Below are 16,916 nucleotides of genomic sequence, written 5' to 3'. Positions count from 1 at the left end.
AGATGACGACCATCGCCAAGAGCGCCGAGGATTGGAAGGTCCCGCCCAACTACGCCGATTATGCGAAGACGCGCGACGGGTTCAGCTGGTCTGCGGTACCCAACCCGTGCGAGGGAATGCCGGGCGGTGGCTGCAATATCGCCTACGCGGCCGTTGACTGTCACGCCGAGGGGCCGCTGGCCTCGCGGACCGCGCTGCGGTTCATCACCGACACACTCGCCGGCGGCGAGCTCGTCACCCATGACCTCAGCTTCGCCGAACTCGGCCGTCGCGCCCGGCGGTTCACCAACGTCCTCCGGGGCCTGGGCGTCGGCAAGGGCGACGGCGTGTTCCTGATCATGGGCCGCATTCCAGAGCTGTACATCGCGATGATGGGGGCCTTGCGCAACGGCAGCGTGGTTTCGCCGTTGTTCTCGGCGTTCGGCCCTGAGCCCATCGCCACCCGTGTCACGATCGGTGAGGCGGCCGTGCTGGTGACGACGAGGACGCTCTACCGACGCAAGATCGCCTCGATTCGCGATCAGCTGTCGTCGGTACGGCACGTCCTGCTGGTCGATGGGTCCGACACCGGTCCCGTGCCCGGCACGCTCAGTCTGGCGCCGCTTATGGACGAAGCTTCCGACTACGCCCCGATCGAACCCACCACCGCGGAGGATACCTCGCTGCTGCATTTCACCAGCGGCACCACGGGAACCCCGAAGGGCGCCCGCCATGTGCACGGGGCGGTGACGATGCATTTCGTCACCGGCCTCTACGCACTGGACCTCCATCCCGATGACATCTATTGGTGCACAGCGGATCCGGGTTGGGTCACCGGCACGTCCTACGGCATCATCGCACCGCTGCTGCACGGGGTCACCTCCATCGTCGACCAGGCCGAATTCGACGCCGAGCGCTGGTACCGCATCCTTCAGGACGAAGGCGTCACGGTCTGGTACACCGCGCCGACGGCCATCCGCATGCTGATCAAGGCGGGCCCGGAAGTCGCTGCGCAATACCATTTTCCCCGGCTGCGATTCATCGCGAGCGTCGGTGAACCGCTCAACGCCGAGGCGGTCTGGTGGGGCAAGCGCGTGTTGGGCCTGCCCATCCACGACAACTGGTGGCAGACGGAGACCGGTGGGATCATGATCGCCAACACCCCGGCCTTCGACATCAAGCCCGGATCAATGGGTCGCCCGCTGCCCGGCGTGGATGCCTTTGTGGTGGGCCGCAACGACGACGGCTCGGTGTCGGTCATCGACGCACCCGACATCGAGGGTGAGCTCGCCCTGAAACCCGGATGGCCGTCGATGTTCCGGGAATACCTCCATCAAGAAGAGCGGTATCACAAGAGCTTTGCGAACGGCCTGTACCTGTCGGGCGATCTGGTCAAGCGTGACCGCGACGGATACTTCTGGTTCGTCGGCCGCGCCGATGACGTGATCAAGTCCGCGGGCCACCTGATCGGCCCGTTCGAGGTGGAGAACGCGCTGACCGATCACCCCGCCGTTGCCGAGGCCGCGGTGATCGGCAAGCCGGATCCCACCGTCGGGGAACTGGTGAAAGCCTTCGTCACGCTCAAGGACGGCTTCGAGCCGTCCGAGGAGCTGCGAGCCCAGCTGACCGGTCAGGCCCGGAAACGCCTCGGCGCCGCGGTCGCCCCGAAGGAGATCGAGTTCGTCGAGAGTCTGCCACATACGCGCAGCGGCAAGATCATGCGCCGCCTGCTCAAGGCGCGCGAACTCGGATTGCCCGAAGGCGACACCTCCACCGTCGAATCACCCCAGCATCAGGAGGCCTCACCATGACCGACAAGCAGTTGGCTCACATCCTGCTCAGCGATATGGTCCGGGTCCGGCTCATGGAGGAGAAATGCGCAGAACTGTACAGCGCGGCCAAGATTCGTGGCTTCCTCCACCTCTATGTCGGTGAAGAAGCCGTCGCCACCGGCTCACTTCGAGCCCTACAGCCCGACGACGCCGTAGTGGCCACCTATCGCGAGCACGCACACGCCCTACTACACGGGGTGCCGATGACCAGGATCATTGCCGAGATGTTCGGCAAGCAGGAAGGTTGTTCACGAGGCCGTGGCGGCTCCATGCATCTGTTCGACGCCGACGCCCGGTTCTACGGCGGCAACGCCATCGTAGCCGGTGGCGTACCGCTGGCCGTCGGGTTGGCGCTCGCCGACAAGCAACTCGGGCTGAACCGCGTCACCGCATGCTATTTCGGCGAAGGGGCGATCGCCGAAGGCGCCTTCCACGAATCGCTGAACCTGGCCGAGCTGTGGCAGTTGCCCGTGCTGTTCTGCTGTGAGAACAACCGGTACGCGATGGGCACAGTGTTGGAACATGAACTGTCACAGATGGATCTGACTGAGAAGGCCGCATCGTATCGGGTGCCCGCGCTCGCGGCCGATGGCATGGACGTAATCGCGTGTCACACGGCCGCTCAAGAAGGTGCCTATCACGTGCGCAGTGGCGCGGGACCGTTCTTCCTGGAGTTCCGTACCTACCGATTTCGTCCGCACTCGATGTTCGATCCCGAGTTATACCGCGAGAAAAGCGAAGTCGAGCGATGGAAAGAACGCGACCCGATCAAGACGTTCACCGAAAGATGTTTGGCGGATGGCTTCTTGACCGAAGACGACATCGCCGCCATCCGCTCGGCCGCCGAGCAGGAGGTGACAGATGCGGTCGCCTACGCCGAAGCCGGCATGTGGGAAGACGTCGCCGACCTCACCCGCGACGTGCTCACACTGACTGGGAGTCCGTCATGAAGCTTGCTTATCGTGCAGCAGTCCATGATTCGATCCGCGAAGCGATGCTCGCCGATTCGCGAGTGCTGCTGATGGGCGAAGATGTCGGCCGTTACGGCGGCACGTACGCCGTGTCGAAGGGCCTTCTCGAGGAGTTTGGGCCGGAGCGCATCCGTGACACCCCTCTCTCCGAGCTCGGCTTTGTCGGTGTGGGGATCGGGGCCGCGCTGGGTGGGTTACGTCCCATCGTCGAGGTCATGACCGTCAATTTCAGCCTGCTGGCCCTCGATCAGATCGTCAACACCGCGGCGTCGTTGCGCCACATGTCGGGTGGGCAGTTCTCGGTGCCGTTGGTGGTGCGAATGGCCACCGGCGCCGGGCGTCAACTCGCCGCCCAGCACTCGCACAGCCTGGAAGGGTGGTATGCCCACATCCCCGGAATCAAGGTGGTGGCGCCCGCGACGGTGGCCGACGCGTACGGCATGTTGCCCACCGCGCTGGCCGATCCGGACCCGGTGGTCATCTTCGAGCACGTGCAGCTGTACAACACCTCGGCCGACGTCGACACGCCGGCGCCCACCGACATCGACCGAGCCGTGGTTCGTCGCCCTGGCAAGGACGTCACGGTGATCACCTACGGCGGTTGCCTGGGAAAGGCCCTCGACGCCGCCAACGAACTCTCGCTGTCCGGAATCGATTGCGAGGTCGTCGACTTGCGGGTTCTGCGTCCTCTCGATGACACCACCATCATGGCGTCGGTGCGCAAGACTCACCGGGCGGTGGTGGTCGACGAGGGTTGGCGCACCGGGAGCCTGTCCGGCGAGATCAGCGCACGGATCGTCGAGAACGCTTTCTACGATCTCGACGCTCCGATCGCGCGGGTGTGCACCGAAGAGGTGCCGATCCCCTACGCCAAACACTTGGAGCAAGCGGCGTTGCCGCAACCGGAGAAGATCACCGCCGCGGTGCGCAGCCTGTTCGGAGACGGCTGATGATCGAGTTCAAGATGCCCTCCCTCGGTGCCGACATGGACGAGGGAACGCTCGACGAGTGGTTGGTCAAGCCGGGAGACGTGGTGACCCGCGGGCAGATCGTGGCGGTGGTCGAGACGACCAAGGCCGCCGTCGAGGTGGAGTGCTGGCAGGAAGGCACGGTCGTCGAGTTGCTGGTGCCGGTCGGCACGACGGTTCAAGTGGGAGCGCCGTTGGCGCGCTTGGCCGAACCGGGCGAAGCGGCCGAGCCGCTACCGGCCCCGACGGTGGAGGTACTCCCGACGGTCGAGGCGCCCCCCGTCGCGGAGCCGACTCCGCGCCGGTTACCCGAGGCAGCGCCCGCGCCGGTCGCCCCCGTCGTCACGATGCCCGAGCGCCACCGGCGCTGGATCTCACCGGCCGCCCGCCGTCTCGCGCAGTCGTTAGCCGTCGACCTCGACGCGGTCACCGGCACCGGCCCCCAGGGTGCGGTCACCATCAACGACGTCGAGCACGCTGCGGCGGCCGATACCACAACCGCCGAGCCGGCGAAACCCGTTTCCGCACCGGCACAGGGGCTTTCGCCGAGAGAGCTGGCTGCGAAGCGTGGAGCGGAGATGCGCCGCTCGATTGCCGCGGCGATGAGCCGGTCGAAGCGGGAGATCCCCCACTACTACCTGGCTCACGAGATCGTCTTCGACAACGCGCTGAACTGGTTGTCCGATCGCAACGCTCAACGCTCCGTCACGGAACGCCTGCTTCCGGCCGTCCTGCAACTGAAGGCGGTCGCCCTGGCCGCCCGACGATTCGGCGAGTTCAACGGGTTCTGGCGCAACGACACGTTCGAGCCGGCCGAGGCGGTGCACATCGGCGTGGCGATCTCCCTGCGCGGCGGCGGGTTGGTCGCGCCGGCCATCCACGACGCCTCTGACAAGAAGATCGACGAGCTGATGGCCGACCTCACCGATCTGGTCGCCCGCGCCCGCGCGTTCTCGTTGCGCAGTTCGGAGATGTCCGATCCGACCATCACGGTGACGAACCTTGGCGACCAGGGCGTCGATGCGGTGTTCGGAGTGATCTATCCCCAACAGGTAGCCCTTGTCGGCTTCGGCAGGCCGACGCAACGCGTCCGGGCGGTGGACGGTGGCATCCGGATCGCCACGACTGTGCAGGCGACGCTCGCCGCCGACCACCGCGCAAGCGATGGGCACCGTGGCGCCTTGTTTCTCGCCGCCATCGACGAAGCGCTTCAGCAACCCGACCTCCTGGAGAAGTGATCACCATGTCAACTGTCGAAGACATCCAGGCCGCAGTGCTTTCCGAGCTGACCGCCATTGCGCCGGAGGTCGACCCGGAGGAACTCGAGGCGACCGTGCTGCTGCGAGATCAGGTCGACCTCGACAGCATGGACTGGCTGAACTTCTTGCAGCGCGTGCACAAGCGATTCAAGGTGGACATCCCGGAGAAGGACTACCAGGCCCTTCGAACGCTTGACGATGTTGTCCGATACGTCGAGGTGCACACGGCGTGAAATCGCACATGCGCATCGAAAACACATGGGAGACTCCAGCTCGGCAGCCCGGCCTACCCGGAGTTCTCGAGCAGGAGCCGCAATTCGCGGTCCCAGTCCCTGGCGCGCCGACGATCGAGCGCGACGTGGCTCAAGACCGCAACTCCGCCGAGGACGGCGACGACGCCAAGCCATGACGCGGCCGCAACGACCACGGCATCGACGACTGCCAACCACATCGGCCGTGGAGCGCCCGCACGGCGGCCACCGTCGTCCACCCAGATTTCCAGGTGCTCGCCGGTCTCAACTGGTCTGCCCAGTTCAATTACGCCAGAGTGTGTCTCGCCTCGGAAGGACCACTCGACAGGTACCTCGACCACCGACCGTGGTCGTTCGATCGTGGCGCCGGTGGGCCCGACGCTGACCGCGGACACCAAGTGCCGAGTCCGCGCTTCGTCGGCGTAAGCCCTGCTGCGACCGTCGTACACCGTGGTGCCGACCGCCCCGGCGACCGATACAAACACCAATGCAATCGCCACAAGCAGTAGCATCACGACGGCTTCCCAGCGGTCACTTCGACGCACCAGGCCGCCACCCCGCCCGAGGCTTCGGAACCAGCTGCTTCCGAGGCGGCTCAAGGTGTCCTGACTCATCGGGGTCCTCTCGCTGCCGGACAAAACAGCTGCACCGATCTTCGCGGCTTCAGGCGACCGCGCCCAGAGTCGAATGTCTCTCACAGAGCCTTTCCCGCGAGGACCACTGGCATCGCCGCTGAGGACCAACGACCCTCGTGTGGCCGACTGCGTCCGGCCTAACGTCAGGTGAACTTTCGTCGGGAGCAGAGGAGATTCGTCATGGACTGGCCGACGGCTTTGGTCCTCATCGCAGCCATCGTTGCGGTGATGGCGATCGCGACGACTTATATCAGCACGCGCTTTTCGAAGAAGTGAGGAGCACACACAGGCATGGCCGAGAAGAAGAACGGAATCGTCGTCGGCGTCGACGGATCACCGGAATCGGATGCCGCGATTCTTTGGGCTACGCAGGAAGCGGTGATTCGCGAGCAACCAATTACTCTGGTGCACGCGATCCCTCCTGTGATCACGACCTGGCCGGGAGGCCTCCTCGACGCCACTTACCTCGAGGCGCAGGACGCAACCGCCCATGATGTGCTGGAGAAGGCGCAGAAGACCGTCCGCGTTGGTGTCGGTGAATCATCGATCCCGAAAATCGAAACCCGCGTGGTCAAATCGAGCCCACCGTGGGCACTCGTCGAAGCCTCGCGCGACGCTGTCATGACCGTTGTGGGCACCCGGGGCCTTACCGCGATCGGGCGGGCGGTCCTCGGATCGGTCAGCAGTGGCCTCTTACACCACGGTCACGGCCCGGTGGTGGTGGTCAATGCCGAGTACGGCAGGGTGGCCGACCGGCGCCTGCCGGTTCTGTTGGGTGTCGACGGATCGCCCGCATCGGAAAGCGCCACGGCGTTGGCTTTCGACGAGGCCTCGCGGCGCGGTGTCGACCTCGTCGCCCTGCACGCTTGGAGCGACGTCGGAGTCTTCCCGGCTCTCGGAATGGACTGGCACCGATACGAGGACCAGGGCCACGAAGTCCTGGCCGAACGCTTGGCCGGGTGGCAAGAGCAGTACCCCGATGTCCGTGTTCACCGCCGCATCGTCTGCGACCAGCCCGCGCGTTGGCTCGTCGATGCATCGCAACAAGCGCAACTCGTGGTCCTCGGCAGCCGCGGGCGCGGCGGATTCGCCGGTCTTGTACTGGGCTCCGTTGCGGCCAAGGTCGCCCACGCAGCGACCGTGCCCGTGATGATCGTTCGTCCCCGATGAGTCAGGACGGGCTGGACGACGCCCTGCCGTTCGTCGTCGGAGTCGATGGATCGGAAGAGGCGATGGGCGCTGCGATGTGGACCGCAGACCTCGCCACACAGTTCAAGGCCCCGTTGGAACTGGTCACCGGTTTGAGCACGACGGGTAGCTTCCTGACCGAGGCTGCCGCCACCATCCGCGCGGCAGCGCTTGCGCAGCAACGTGATATGGCCGGCACGGTGCTGGAGTCGGCAGAGCAGAACGTACGAGCGGCGTTTCCGGACCTCGACGTTTTCGCTCTTCGTTCCAACGTGCCGGCCGCCGAGCTGCTGGCGGACCGCAGCCGAACCGCTCAGGCCATTGTCGTTGGCTCTGAGGAGGTCTCACCGACGACGGCAATGCTGGTCGGCTCCACGACGCTCGCCGTCGCGGCGCATTCGACGTGTCCGGTCATCGCCTGGCGCGGGGGTCTCAACACGCTCACCCGGCGGCCGATCGTGCTCGGCGTCGACGATCCTGCCACCAGCGCCGCGGCGTTCGATGCGGCGTTCGAGTACGCGAGCAGGCTCGGAGTCGGCCTGCGTGCCGTCCATGCGTGGTCCAAGCCACGTTTCGCGCCCGGGTTGGTCAACCCGTATCTGGTGGATTGGGACGGCTTCGAGGCGTTGCAGTGGCAGGGTTTGCTCAGTGCACTCGAGCCGTGGACCAAGCGCTATCCGGACGTCGAAGTCACCTATTTTCTGGAGCCCGAAGCGACGTCCGATGTGTTGTTGCGCCACGCCGAAGACTCACAGCTGCTTGTGGTCGGCGCCCGCCGTCGCAACGCGCTCGCAGGTGCACTGCTGGGATCAACCAGCTTGAACATGCTGCATCACAGTCACGTTCCCGTGATGGTCTGTCACAGAGGGTCCGTCGACTCAGCTCCCCCGAGCCACGATGACCGGGACGCGGGCCGCCGCGGCGACCACGGTGCTGACCGATCCGAGTAGCATCCCAGTAAAGCCGCCGCGGCCGTGGCTTCCCACGACCACCAGCTGTGCGCGCTCTGAGAGCTCCAACAGCTGGCGCGCCGGGCCCTCTAACTCCACCAGCGTCGTGACCTCCACATCCGGGTAACGCTCGCGCCAGCCTGCGAGGCGCTCGGACAACGTCCTGCGAGTGGACGCCAGCACGTCGGTCCAATCCATGCTGAACTTCGGCATGTCGGCGTCGCTCCACACATGGAGTGCCACGAGATCGACACCGCGCCAGGAGGCTTCGGCGAACGCTATCGCGGTCGCGGCTTCAGAGGCTCGCGATCCGTCGATCCCGACGAGCACGGGTAGCCGACTCGATGAGGCGTCACCATCGTGAACGACCGCGACCGGACAGTGCCCATGATGAATCAGCCCGGAGCTGACGGATCCCAACAGCGCACGGCGCAAGCCGGTCCGGCCCCGGCATCCGACGACCACCATCTCCGCCTCCTTGGAGACGTCGACCAACGTCGGCACCGGCCAGCCGAAGAACATCTCGTCGATTACGGTCAGTCCTGCTCCGCTGCCGGCGGTTTCGCGCGCCAATGCAACGGCCTCGGCGAGTATCGCCCGCGCCTCGTCCTCCTGCTGCTCGAGCACTTGCTGGGGAATTTGGCCGCCGGGCCACGCAACCATGGCGGCGGCGACGGTGGACACCGAGTTGGCGTGGACGACGGTGAGCGGAAGCCTACGCATGCTCGCCTCACGGGCGGCCCAGCCGATGGCCGCCTTCGCCGAAGCGGAGCCGTCGGCGCCGACCACGATGCCGCGGTGCTTTGTGTCCTCAGCCATCGGAAGCTCCTCTCGCAGTTACCGTCCAGTCGCTCACTCGGCTAAGCTGATGAGCCCGTAGTGACCGTCGTAACGGGGATAGAGCACGACGGCGCGCCCCTGTACGGCCTCGATGAAGAACAGGAAAGGTAAGCCGCGCAGTTCCATCCGTTCGATCGCCTGCTCGACGGTGATGCACGGAGCGGGTTGGGCACTCAGAGTCACGGGAATCGTGTGGGCCGCGAGCTGGTCCACCGAAGGGGCGACGACCTGGGCGAGGCGGTATCCGCTCGAGTCATCCCGGTACAACACGCTGGCCGATCCCGTGCCTTCCTCGATGAACAGGTGGAAGTCGTAGTCGAGCATCTCCATGTCCCAGGCGGCTTCATCGAGTGTGCAGACCGATGCGGTGAACGATTTGCGCCGAACCACTTGGCGCTCATCGACCGGTCGTTCGAAGTGAACCGGCCGATGGGTCGGCTCTGACTCATGACGCCACTCGCACGGGGCGGTGATCGGTTGTCTGCCGCGCCGCGCCTCCCAATGCTCGGCAATCCGTTCGAGTCGGCGCCGCAACCGCGCGGCGAGCAGATCGATCGCTTCCTCGGCCGTTTGGCCTTCCACCTGCCCACGGATGGCCCGGCCGTTGACGTCCAGGTTGCCTTGCGCGACGACCGCGCGTGACACCGCCGGATTCCGGGATTTGGTGAGTCTGACGCGTGCATGCAACACGGGTTTACCCGTGCGCCGCGCCAAGTCGCCGATCTTTCGGCGGGCGTAGTCGGCCGCACCTGGAAGTTCGCTGGGTGCGGACACCGTGACGTCGCCGGTTGTGTCGATTTCCGCTCTGCTGGTCATGTTTTCATTGAAGCCGAGGCACCGCTCACATTCGAGGGTCGAAGGTCACCATGCTGGCGGACCGAGTTCGATCCCGCCAGATGGCACTGCAAGAAACGCAGGTGGTCCGTCGCGAGTTGGTCTCGGATCGCCCCGTGGTACATCTCGAAATGGCGGACAGGATATTGGTGGACCTCATATCGAGGCGCGTCCGCGACCGCCTTCTCGATGAACCGCGTGGAGATCACCTCGTCATCTCTTGCGACGGTGACAAGCAGCGGTGCGGTGAGCCGCCGCAACGTCTCTCGATGGTGGCGCGGAGCCCTGAAGAGGAATCTCGGAGCGACCTCGTTACGCCATGAGAGCGAATGTGATTCGAGGTCGCTGAACAACGAGGCAAGTGACGGATCCCAGAACACGGCGTGACCCAAGCGCCCGTACACGGGAAGGTAGGACGGTTCCAACCGGAGCGCGCCTCTCACCGTGTCGACCGATGCGGCCCACATCAGGCTCGCCGTGGCCTTGCAGATGCGTAGCACGCCGAGCCGCAAGTGTGCGGGAACATGGCGACCGTGAAGCCCTCGAAACATGTCGATGGCAGGGACATTGGCAACCACAGCGGCAATGGACGGATCTGTCGCCGCGACCTCGATGACGTGGGCTCCGCCGAGCGATGTGCCCCACAGTGCGACGCGGGTGTCGTCGACTTCCGGTCGGGAACGCATGAACGCCACCGCGTTGCGGAGGTCCTCGCGTTGCCGGCCTTGGTCGATGAGTTGCCGCGGCTCTCCTCCACTGAGGCCCAGATGGCGATAGTCGAATATGAGCGCGGCCAGACCACCCTCGGCGAACGTTTCGGCGAATGCCGGCACGATCCAATCCATGGTCGCCGAAAAGCCGTGCGCCAGAGCGACAGCCGGGAGCGGCTTGGAACCCGCTGTTGGCAGGTACAAGCGGCCGGCGATCACTGTGCCGCCCGAGCCGAACGACACCCGCTGGATTGTGTACGGCATGTCATCACCCCCATCACCATCCATCAGCGGGCCACGATCACCGGCGTTCGAACCGCCTGCACGACCGCCGTGCTCACCGAGCCCAGCAGGGCGCCGGTGACCGCCCCGTAACCGTGGCTAGGTCGTCCGGCCAGCAATGCGCGTTCCATCGTGCCGGCTCCCTGAGCGCCAACCACCAGCAGCTCGGCGTCACGCGAAACCTCCATGAGAGCCGCGACCGGTGGCTTCGAAACCTCTCGCGTAACGACCTTCAAGCCTCGGCCGGCGGTGTCGACCGCCAGCTGCGCGGCTCGTCGCACGATCTCATGACTGCGTCGCCTTTGTGTTTCCAACACCTTCGGCGGAACCGGTACGCCGAGCCACGTCCCCAAGACGGGCTCTGCGGCGTGAGCAATAGCGAGTGGAACCCCGCGCAGGGCTGCATCGCACGCCGCCCAGCGAACGGCCGCGTCCGCCGAGGCTGATCCATCGGTTCCGACGACGTCGGGCATGTCAACACCGCTCCACGAGCTTGGCGATCGCGACCGTCACCCCGCGGGCGATCTCGTCCACGTCGGGCGTTGCGTCGTAGTCGGCCATGACACCGAAAACCAGCTCGTCTGCGTAACTCAGGATCGCGACGCCCGTTCGCAGTTGAAGGGCGATCGGCGGAATCGGCAGCACGTGGAGGACTTCCCGACCCAGGATCGTCATCCGCTTCCGTGGTCCGGGGACGTTGGTCGCCAGTGCGACGACGCCGCGCTGAGGCAGGCGCGTCGCCGTTCGGATGAACCAGGCGGTCAACGGGAACGGCACAGCGTTCATCGCCGACATCACGATACTGCCCGCCTCGCGCTGACCACTCGCCTTCACCTTCGTCAGCCGACGGTGCACCGCCAGCAGTTGTTCGACTGGGTCCTCTTTCTCCACGGGCAAGAACGGCAGCATGACCGAGACCCGGTTGTCGGTGATACCGACCGCGTCGTTGGCTCGAACCGACACCGGAACCAGCGTGCGCAGCGAGGTGCGTGTCGGCTTCTCACCGCGTCGAACGAGTGCGGCGCGGTAGCTGTCGGTCAAAGCGGCCAGTGCGACGTCGTTGACCGTGACGCCGTAGGCTTCCGTCACTTTGGTGACGTCGGCGAGGCTGACGCGCGCACCGCTGTAGCGGCGCATCGCCGTGACGGGACCGTTCAATGACGACTCGGCGGCAGGGCTGACTATTCCACCGACGAGCTCGGCAGCGCCCTCGACGACCAGCGCCGCGGCGTTGGTCGCGGTCGCGGCCATCCGGATTAGTCCGCCCGGCCAGGTCAACGGGTTCAGAACTGATTTCGGCGATGTGACCGGTTGGTGCGGGTCTGCTTTCGCGGCGCGGATCTCCGTGGCGAACGTCTCGCCTTCTCCCCCGTCGGCGAGCGAGGAGAACATGTGCATCGTGGCGATGCCGTCGGCGATGCAGTGGTGGATCTTCAACAGGATCGCCCACCTGCCGTCGGCGAGGCCTTCGACGATCCAGCACTCCCACAACGGCCGATCGCGGTCGAGACGCCGCTCCATGACGTCGGCGACGAACCTGTGCAGCGCATCATCGTCTCCCGGCCGCGGCAGCGCCGCCCGATGAAGGTGGTGGGTGATGTCGAGATCTTCGACCTCGACCCATTCCGGCGGCGCAAGGTCCAACAGATGCGTGTGCAACACCTCCCGAAACCGCGGCAGCTCAGTCAGTCTCGCGGCAAGGCCGGAAGCAATCGTGTCGAACTGCGGCATCGGTCCTTCGAGGATCGAAAGCCCGCCGACCGCCAGGCTGATGTGCCGATCGGAATCCTCTGCCTCCAAGAACCCCGCGTCAAGGGTCGTCAAGCGTTGCACGGTTGCCTCCTTATGCGCCGGTGCGATCGGGGTGGTTGCCATCGCTGATCAGATTGCGGTGCAACATATCTGCTGCGCTTCGGTAACTGATTCGGCCAATGGACGCGTGGTGTCGATCAGATGACCGCCGTAGTCGAGGCCATGTTCTTCCACAATGGCGGCTGCGATGTCGGGGGTTGCATCAGAGGTTGTATCGGTTCGGGTTTCGATCCTCAGCGCGGCCTCGTCCAGCGGAGCCGAGCACGTGAGTATCACCAACGGCACACGCGCGCGATCGGCGATGCGGCGTGCTCGCTCGCGCTGCTCGGCATCGCGCCAGGTCCCATCGAGTATCACCGACCTGCCCGCAGAAAGCGTGGCGGCGGCTCGCCGCAGCACCTCCTGGTAAACAGCGCTGACATTTCGCGGCGCGTAGAGACCGGTGTCCACCTCGCCTACCAGACCGGTGATCGTGCCGGCGCCCTGCATCTGCTTCCTGATGTCGTCGGTGGAGATGACCTCGGCGTCGAGTTGTTCTGCCAGACCCCGCGAAAGCGTGCTCTTACCCGTTCCCGGACCGCCGCCGACGATGATCAGCCGCACAGTCGATAACCGAAGATGCGCCGAAGCGATTTCGAGGTGTCGCCGCGCGTCGGCGCGCGCCTCGTCATGGCCTTGGTCGACGCGCACGCAGTCGACCTTTGCCCGGACCACCGCACGATAGGCGATGTAGAAGTGCGTCAGCGCGCTCGGCGCCGTGTCACCGGAGTGCCTGCGATAGGAGTCGAGGAACAGCTCGGCGAGGTCTTGACGGCCGAGGAATTCCAGATCCATCGCGAGGAACGCCGCGTCGTCGACGACGTCAACGAAACGGAGGCTGTCGTCGAACTCAAGACAGTCGAGTATGGCGAGGTGGTCACCGGGACAGAAGATGTCGTCGGCCAGCAGGTCGCCGTGCCCGTCAACCACACGGTGTTCGGCTAACCGGCGATTGAAAAGCGCCGAACGACCGGCCATGAATCGTTCGGCGAGCCGCCGAATTTCGGAGACGCGCTGGCCGAGCACCCCTCGGCCGGTGTGATGCGCGATCTGGTCGAGGTTCTGTCGCCAGCGTGCCGCGACGGCGCCGGGTCGCCCGCATCCGTCGATGACCTCGCTTCGTGCCGCGTTCCGGTGGAATTCGGCAACCCTCTGGGCGATGGCGTCCAGTTGCTCGTACACCGGCCGACCGTCACGGATCATCGATGCCAGCCGTACCGAGTCGGCGTAACGCCGCATCACAACCACGGGCTCATCTGATCCGCCGTCCGGACCGGCGAAGTGGCCGACGCCGAGGTAGCTTTCGGGAGAAAGCCTGCGATTCAGAGCCACCTCGCGTTCGCAGGCCGCCGCCCGGTTCTCGGGCGTACGGAAATCCAGGAAGTCGGTGCGGATGGGCTTTTTCACCTTGTATGCCCTGTCGCCGAGCAGCACCACGACACCGGTGTGCGTCTCATGGGCCTGTGCGTGCAGATTGCCGGCATTGCGGAGCGCGATGGCGCCGCGGTCCGCCTTCACCACCGATGCGCTCATGACTCGATCGTCTGCTTTGGCCGGCACCGTCCAACAGGGTCAGAAGCCCCGATGAATGGGACCATTGGCCCTGGTTTCCGGCGGTGCTTCGAGCCCACGATCGAGTGATGCGAGACACCCTTGTCGGCACCGACGTCATCACCAACGCCGTACGCCTGGCGTGTCGGGCCCCGTCGTTGCACAACAGCCAGCCGTGGCGCTGGACGACCGACGGTTCCTCGCTGGAGCTGTACCTCGACAAGACGCGTGTCCTGTATTCGACCGACCGTTCCGGGCGGGAAGCCCTGATGAGCTGCGGCGCGGTACTCGACCACCTCACGGTGGCGATGGCGGCAGCCGGCTGGGAAGCCGACATCGAGCGCTATCCGAATCCGAACAGCCCGGTGCACCTGGCGAATGTCGACTTCTCCCCGATGGAATTCGTCACCGAAGGACACCGTCGTCGCGCCGACGCGATAATGATGCGGCGCACCGACCGGCTTCCTTTTGCGGCGCCGCCCGAGTGGGTCACCGTCGAAGCGCAACTGCGCAGAACCGTCAGCTCGGATGCCGTCAGATTGGACGTGATCGCCGACGAACTGCGCGCCGAACTGGTTCAGGCTTCCAGGCTGACCGAGTCCCTGCGCTTCTACGACCCTTACTATCACGAGGAGTTGCAGTGGTGGACAGCGCCTTTCCCGGTCAGCGAGGGCATCGACCCGAGTTCTCTTCCCACGGCGGCCGAGAGCGATCACGTGGGCGTCGGACGTAGTTTCCCCGTTTCTCACGACGAACGAGACAGGCGCCCCAACTACGGCCAGGACAGGGCGAAGATCGTCGTGCTGTCCACCTACGACAACGAGCGCGAAAGTGTGCTTCGATGCGGAGAGATGCTGTCGGCGGTCCTGCTCGATGCCACCATGGACGGCCTGGCCACGTGCACGCTGACGCACATCACCGAACTGAGGGCGAGCCGCGACATCGTGGCCTCGCTGATCGGCGCCGAGACAACGCCGCAAGTGCTGATCCGCATCGGCACGGCGCCGGAGCTCGAAGACCGGCCCCCGGCGACTCCGCGACGCCCCATCGCTGAAGTGCTCGAAGTGCACCAGCCGCCCGCGAAAGGTGCTGTTCGGCCTTGATCTGCACACCGCAGACCGTAAGGTGAGACACCGTGGCTCAAACTCAGGAGTGAGACACCGATGGTGAAGGTCTTTCTGGTCGACGACCACGAAGTGGTGCGGCGCGGTCTCATCGACCTCCTCAGCGCCGACCCGGATCTGGATGTGATCGGCGAGGCGGGCTCCGTGTCGCAGGCAATGGCGCGCATTCCCGCCCTGCAACCCGATGTCGCGGTCCTCGACGTACGACTCCCGGACGGCAACGGCATCGAACTGTGTCGGGACCTTCTGTCCCGCATGCCGGATCTGCGGTGCCTGATGTTGACGTCCTTCACCTCCGACGAGGCGATGCTGGACGCGATTCTGGCCGGGGCCAGCGGCTATGTGGTCAAAGACATCAAGGGGATGGAGCTCGCCCAGGCGATCAAGGATGTCGGCGCGGGGCGGTCACTGCTGGACAACCGCGCCGCGGCTGCCTTGATGGCCAAATTGCGTGGCGCAGCTGAACATTCCGACCCCTTGGCGAAACTCAGCGACCAGGAGCGGGTGCTGCTGGATCTGCTCGGGGAAGGCCTGACCAACAAACAGATCGCCGCCAGGATGTTCCTCGCCGAGAAGACGGTCAAGAACTACGTTTCACGCCTGTTGGCCAAGCTCGGGATGGAACGACGCACGCAGGCTGCGGTCTACATCTCCAAATTGGAAAGGTCGCACCGCGACCCCGAGATGTGAGGGCCTGTCACGACGGTCGTACCACCAGGACCGGCATACGCGCCGACTCGGCGACCGTCGAGCTGACGGATCCGAGCAGCATTCCGGCGAAGCCACCGCGCCCATGGCTGCCCAGGACCGTCAGCTGCGCGCGATCCGATTGCTCGAGCAGCTGGTGTGCGGGCCGATCCATCACCAGGACGCGTCTGATCTGAACATCGGGATACTGCTCCTGCCATCCGGCGAGGCGCTCGCCGAGCGTTTCCTCGGCTTCCCGGCGTAGGGCGTCGACCTCGCACCCGGGCAGCTCGTAGAAGCTCATGTCGCTCCATGCGTGGACGGCGACGAGATCCACTCCGCGGCGGGATGCCTCATCGAAAGCGACCGCCGTGGCGGCTTCCGATGCCGGCGAGCCGTCGATCCCGACGACCACCGGAGCCTTTGAAACCGGTTCGGACATCAGCGGATCCTCGTCATGGATGACCGCGACAGGGCACTTGGCGTGGTGCAGGAGACCCCAGCTGACCGAGCCGAGAAGACGGCGTCCGATGGCGCCAAGACCACGGCAGCCGACCACGATCATGCGGCCCTCTTTCGACAGGTCGATGAGTGTGGGCAGGACGGCGGCCGTCACCAACTCGGTGGTGATCGACAGGTCCTCGTCGGGGGTGGCCCGTTGAGCGGTTTCCACCGCTGCCGCGAGGTATTCGTGACCCCTTCGCTTGAGACTCTCGGTGACTTGGGGCGGCATGGCCACCTCCGGCCACATCCGCACGGCAGGTGATTCGACGACATGCACGACCTTCAGCGGCACCCGGTGTAACGCGGCTTCCCGCGCAGCCCAGTCGGTGGCAACCCTCGCGGCCGGCGAACCGTCCACCGCGACCAGAATGCCTTGATCGGATGTCGTTGTGGCCATTTCGCGCTCCCTCTCACCGCTTGACGTCAATCCACTTCCATGAATGTATCGCCGTAGACGGTGCTTGCTCCGGAGGCGTTCGTCACCGGTGAAATGGTCGAAA

Annotated in this window: 17 protein-coding genes; 9 read left to right on the top strand and 8 right to left on the bottom strand. The window is 65.4% G+C overall.

The features are described from left to right. Positions 1-2: 2 nt before the first annotated feature. From acsA to A5698_RS00640, 5 genes are read left to right on the top strand one after another with little or no spacing between them, the layout of a single operon-like run. Complete coding sequence (gene acsA, locus A5698_RS00660) at positions 3-1,790, top strand: acetate--CoA ligase (RefSeq protein WP_068292000.1); 1,788 nt, start codon at positions 3-5, stop codon at positions 1,788-1,790. Continuing rightward, positions 1,787-2,761, top strand: a complete 975-nt coding sequence (gene pdhA, locus A5698_RS00655; RefSeq protein ID WP_067089400.1) for a pyruvate dehydrogenase (acetyl-transferring) E1 component subunit alpha — start codon at positions 1,787-1,789, stop codon at positions 2,759-2,761. Before acsA ends, pdhA begins: the two co-directional genes overlap by 4 nt. After that, positions 2,758-3,732 (top strand): alpha-ketoacid dehydrogenase subunit beta, encoded by a 975-nt coding sequence (locus A5698_RS00650; protein WP_067089402.1) that lies wholly within the window; start codon positions 2,758-2,760, stop codon positions 3,730-3,732. The genes pdhA and A5698_RS00650 overlap by 4 nt, the downstream gene beginning before the upstream one ends. Continuing rightward, a complete protein-coding gene (locus tag A5698_RS00645) occupies positions 3,732-4,988 on the top strand; it encodes a dihydrolipoamide acetyltransferase family protein (RefSeq protein WP_067089403.1) in 1,257 nt (418 codons plus the stop codon). Before A5698_RS00650 ends, A5698_RS00645 begins: the two co-directional genes overlap by 1 nt. Before the next feature lie 5 nt (positions 4,989-4,993). Further along, positions 4,994-5,242, top strand: a complete 249-nt coding sequence (locus A5698_RS00640) for an acyl carrier protein (protein ID WP_067089638.1) — start codon at positions 4,994-4,996, stop codon at positions 5,240-5,242. A gap of 53 nt (positions 5,243-5,295) precedes the next feature. On the opposite strand, the gene A5698_RS00635 is transcribed toward A5698_RS00640, so the two are convergent. Continuing rightward, positions 5,296-5,874 (bottom strand): Rv1733c family protein, encoded by a 579-nt coding sequence (locus A5698_RS00635; protein ID WP_067089406.1) that lies wholly within the window; start codon positions 5,872-5,874, stop codon positions 5,296-5,298. Positions 5,875-6,186: 312 nt separating this feature from the next. Between A5698_RS00635 and A5698_RS00630 the strand changes: the two genes are divergently transcribed. After that, positions 6,187-7,065: a universal stress protein gene (locus A5698_RS00630; RefSeq protein WP_067089409.1), complete on the top strand. Its 879-nt coding sequence runs from the start codon at positions 6,187-6,189 to the stop codon at positions 7,063-7,065. Beyond that, positions 7,062-8,033: a universal stress protein gene (locus A5698_RS00625; protein WP_068291997.1), complete on the top strand. Its 972-nt coding sequence runs from the start codon at positions 7,062-7,064 to the stop codon at positions 8,031-8,033. The genes A5698_RS00630 and A5698_RS00625 overlap by 4 nt, the downstream gene beginning before the upstream one ends. Here the strand turns inward: A5698_RS00625 and A5698_RS00620 are convergent. From A5698_RS00620 to A5698_RS00595, 6 genes are read right to left on the bottom strand one after another with little or no spacing between them, the layout of a single operon-like run. Next, positions 7,962-8,852 (bottom strand): universal stress protein, encoded by an 891-nt coding sequence (locus A5698_RS00620; protein WP_067089415.1) that lies wholly within the window; start codon positions 8,850-8,852, stop codon positions 7,962-7,964. The genes A5698_RS00625 and A5698_RS00620 overlap by 72 nt on opposite strands. Before the next feature lie 33 nt (positions 8,853-8,885). Beyond that, positions 8,886-9,689 carry a sigma 54 modulation/S30EA ribosomal C-terminal domain-containing protein gene (locus tag A5698_RS00615; protein WP_068291994.1) on the bottom strand — a complete coding sequence of 268 codons (804 nt, stop codon included), beginning with the start codon at positions 9,687-9,689 and terminating at the stop codon, positions 8,886-8,888. After that, on the bottom strand, positions 9,686-10,681 hold the full coding sequence (locus tag A5698_RS00610; protein ID WP_082964003.1) for an alpha/beta hydrolase: 996 nt from the start codon (positions 10,679-10,681) through the stop codon (positions 9,686-9,688). Before A5698_RS00610 ends, A5698_RS00615 begins: the two co-directional genes overlap by 4 nt. Before the next feature lie 23 nt (positions 10,682-10,704). Next, positions 10,705-11,172: a universal stress protein gene (locus tag A5698_RS27710; protein WP_067089420.1), complete on the bottom strand. Its 468-nt coding sequence runs from the start codon at positions 11,170-11,172 to the stop codon at positions 10,705-10,707. 1 nt (position 11,173) lies between these two features. Then, positions 11,174-12,532, bottom strand: a complete 1,359-nt coding sequence (locus tag A5698_RS00600; RefSeq protein ID WP_067089643.1) for a WS/DGAT/MGAT family O-acyltransferase — start codon at positions 12,530-12,532, stop codon at positions 11,174-11,176. Positions 12,533-12,580: 48 nt separating this feature from the next. After that, entirely contained in the window at positions 12,581-14,083 is a 1,503-nt protein-coding gene (locus tag A5698_RS00595; protein WP_068291988.1) for a bifunctional aminoglycoside phosphotransferase/ATP-binding protein, read from the bottom strand. Between the two features lie 107 nt (positions 14,084-14,190). Here A5698_RS00595 and A5698_RS00590 point away from each other — a divergent pair, with 107 nt between their 5' ends. Both A5698_RS00590 and dosR read left to right on the top strand, forming a co-directional pair. Continuing rightward, on the top strand, positions 14,191-15,204 hold the full coding sequence (locus A5698_RS00590) for an Acg family FMN-binding oxidoreductase (protein WP_067089425.1): 1,014 nt from the start codon (positions 14,191-14,193) through the stop codon (positions 15,202-15,204). Between the two features lie 60 nt (positions 15,205-15,264). Continuing rightward, a complete protein-coding gene (gene dosR, locus A5698_RS00585) occupies positions 15,265-15,915 on the top strand; it encodes a hypoxia response regulator transcription factor DosR/DevR (protein WP_067089427.1) in 651 nt (216 codons plus the stop codon). A 7-nt stretch (positions 15,916-15,922) separates the two neighbouring features. Here the strand turns inward: dosR and A5698_RS00580 are convergent, their stop codons facing one another. Next, a complete protein-coding gene (locus A5698_RS00580; RefSeq protein WP_067089430.1) occupies positions 15,923-16,813 on the bottom strand; it encodes a universal stress protein in 891 nt (296 codons plus the stop codon). Positions 16,814-16,916: the final 103 nt, after the last annotated feature.

This window comes from Mycobacterium sp. E136 (assembly GCF_001666865.1).
Lineage (GTDB): Bacteria > Actinomycetota > Actinomycetes > Mycobacteriales > Mycobacteriaceae > Mycobacterium.
The sequence above is the reverse complement of the archived record's forward strand: the minus strand, read 5'-3'. Positions and strand labels throughout refer to the sequence as shown.